The sequence below is a fragment of the Synechococcales cyanobacterium T60_A2020_003 genome, from assembly GCA_015272205.1.
Lineage (GTDB): Bacteria > Cyanobacteriota > Cyanobacteriia > RECH01 > RECH01 > JACYMB01.
In genome coordinates this window covers 1-2,416 of record JACYMB010000359.1, presented here as the reverse complement: position 1 = coordinate 2,416, position 2,416 = coordinate 1, and the positions used below count along the sequence as shown (strand labels likewise).

Sequence of the window (2,416 nt, the reverse complement as noted above, 5' to 3'; positions counted from 1 at the left end):
GTTGGGGCGTTGAAGCACTTGTTGAACCAACGTCGTCACCACTGCCCGTCCCGTTGTATCGGCAGCATGGAGAACACGACGGCGACGATGGGCGGCTTCCAAGGTTAGTGCTAATTCTGAACCATGGCGATCAAACGCAACACCCAAATCAACCAGCGATCGCACACAGTCCGGTGCTTGCTCCACGAGGAAACGTACCGCCTCTAATTCACATAGCCCTGCACCTGCATGCAACGTATCTTCAACGTGTAAATCGCTAGAGTCTTCCGGGGCGATCGCTGCTGCAATTCCGCCTTGAGCCCAATCACTTGCAGAAAGAGACAGTGTTTCTTTAGAGATGAGGCCAACATGATAGTGTGAGGGCAAACACAGCGCTGCATAGAGCCCTGCTGCACCACTCCCCACCACCAAAACGTCATACAAATTGAGCAAACTGAGATTAGGAGAATTGACCACGGGACGAAAAGGGCTCGTAATACCGCATCTGCTGCCAAGGATACTGAAAGAGTGCAGGCATTGCCTACACTCTATACATACCTATGAATAACACTCACGCAATTAGGTTCAATATACGCAGAGTTAACCAAACCGTGCTGATCCAGTCGCGCATCTTTTAAACAGGAACAGGCTCAGCGCAGTCCACTTAACCTCCGTAAATTCCGTTGTTAAAGCGATCGCCACCTTCCGTCAATGCATCATCAGGAGTTGTGACGGTGAGAATGTCTTCGTATTTTCTCAAAATTTCCTTTTGTTTTTCCGTCAAACCCGGCATCTTGAATACATCATCAACGCTATTAAACGGAGCGTTTTGAATAATCATGCTTGCAATTTTCGGGTACATGCCCGGATAGCGCGTAAAAGCACGAACATTTGTATTGTTTAAGTCAATTTTATCGCCCAACTCTACCCGTTTTTCATCAACGGCATTGAGTTCGGCGGCCAGTACTGGTGCTGAACCGAAAACGGGACTGCTCAAATTTGCAGCGATCGCCTGCTGGGAAACCCCAAACCCACAAAAGCTACTGATAAGCAGACCGAATAAGACGGTCAGCACACCAACGAGTCGTTTCATTCGTTCAGATCCCTCTCAGATAATTCGAAAATCGATGTCTAGGTCTTTACCTAGAGCCTACCATTTTGCCTTTACATTCGGGTAAACCCATTGAAAGAGTTTTATGGCTTCATTGATCATTGATCTATTGCCATAGTTACACTCTCTATCTATCTATACGTTAGAGTATGGAGCTGAGTTTGTGTTTAATTTCTTGCTGTACGACGGGTTCAAACAGCTTAAACCCTGAGGTACAGCAACCGTCTACGCTGCGCGTTGAGGACTATTGCGGACATCTACATCTCACTAGCCTTATTCCGCATGAGCACGTTCTAGTCGCTGCAAAAAAGCTTTTAAGTCGGCAAAGGAAGTGGCGTAGGTTTGCGTGGGGGTATCGTACCCCTTCAGGTGCACCGTATGTTGCTTAAAAAAGGGCTTCTCGATGCCTGCTTCGGTGAGATAATCGTAAGCCACTTCGCCTAAGGCCACGTCCATCCCAATTTGCTTCGTGGCTGACTCCAAACGAAATGCAGCATTCACCGTATCCCCAAGCGCTGTATAGTCAGGGCGATCGCCTGTGCCCGTATTGCCTACAATGGCGTACCCAGTATTGAGCCCAGCCCCAATCCGCACAGGAAAAGGCAATGGAAACTGCTCATGGAGATGACTCGTCATGTCATGGAGAGCGTTCAACGCTTTTGCAATTCGAACCATTTCCTCATGATCTACACCACTGGAACCATGAATCCACACCGCCATAATGGCATCGCCGATATACTTGTCTACCCAGCTACCATATTCACGAATAATGTCACCCGCCTGCCGAAACCAAGTTCCAATGGCTTCAGAGAGAATCTTCTCATCCAATTGGCGGGTCATGATGGTGTAGTCGCGAATGTCAATCACCAAGACCAAAATGAGGCGTCGGACATGGAGCGTCGCTGTAGCGGTATGATCCTGTGAATCGTCCAGGATGCCGCCGGACTGATCCCGCAATTGTTCCGCCGAAGGACAGTAAAACTCCAACTCAGTTTGCCCAAAGGTCAGCGCATCGCCATTACGAAGCGTCACAGGTACACTCACGCGACGACCATTGACAAACGAACCATTGCGGCTTCCCAAGTCAATGAGATAGAAGTCTCCCGTCTCCATCAGTTGCAGCATGGCATGATTTCGGGAGATCCATCGATCTGGTAGCACAAAATTATTATCATCTCCACGCCCAATCGTCCAGCAGGCTGATCCTGCCAGTGAGAGGTAACGATTGCCGGATTCAGTCCGCAGTACTAAATAGGGAATAGAGGAATGGGGTTCAATCCCTGCGGGTCGATTCCCCGCCGCTCTGCGGCGTAAAATGCCAGGATG

The 2,416-nt window shown here is 49.1% G+C and carries 3 protein-coding genes; all 3 read right to left on the bottom strand.

The features are described from left to right. On the bottom strand, window positions 1–456 hold a 456-nt coding region (locus IGR76_17605; protein MBF2080274.1), incomplete at its 3' end, for an FAD-binding protein. 187 nt (window positions 457–643) lie between these two features. Further along, window positions 644–1,072 carry a photosystem II complex extrinsic protein PsbU gene (gene psbU, locus IGR76_17600; protein MBF2080273.1) on the bottom strand — a complete coding sequence of 143 codons (429 nt, stop codon included), beginning with the start codon at window positions 1,070–1,072 and terminating at the stop codon, window positions 644–646. Window positions 1,073–1,363: 291 nt separating this feature from the next. Further along, on the bottom strand, window positions 1,364–2,368 hold the full coding sequence (locus tag IGR76_17595; GenBank protein ID MBF2080272.1) for an adenylate/guanylate cyclase domain-containing protein: 1,005 nt from the start codon (window positions 2,366–2,368) through the stop codon (window positions 1,364–1,366). Window positions 2,369–2,416 lie beyond the last annotated feature (48 nt).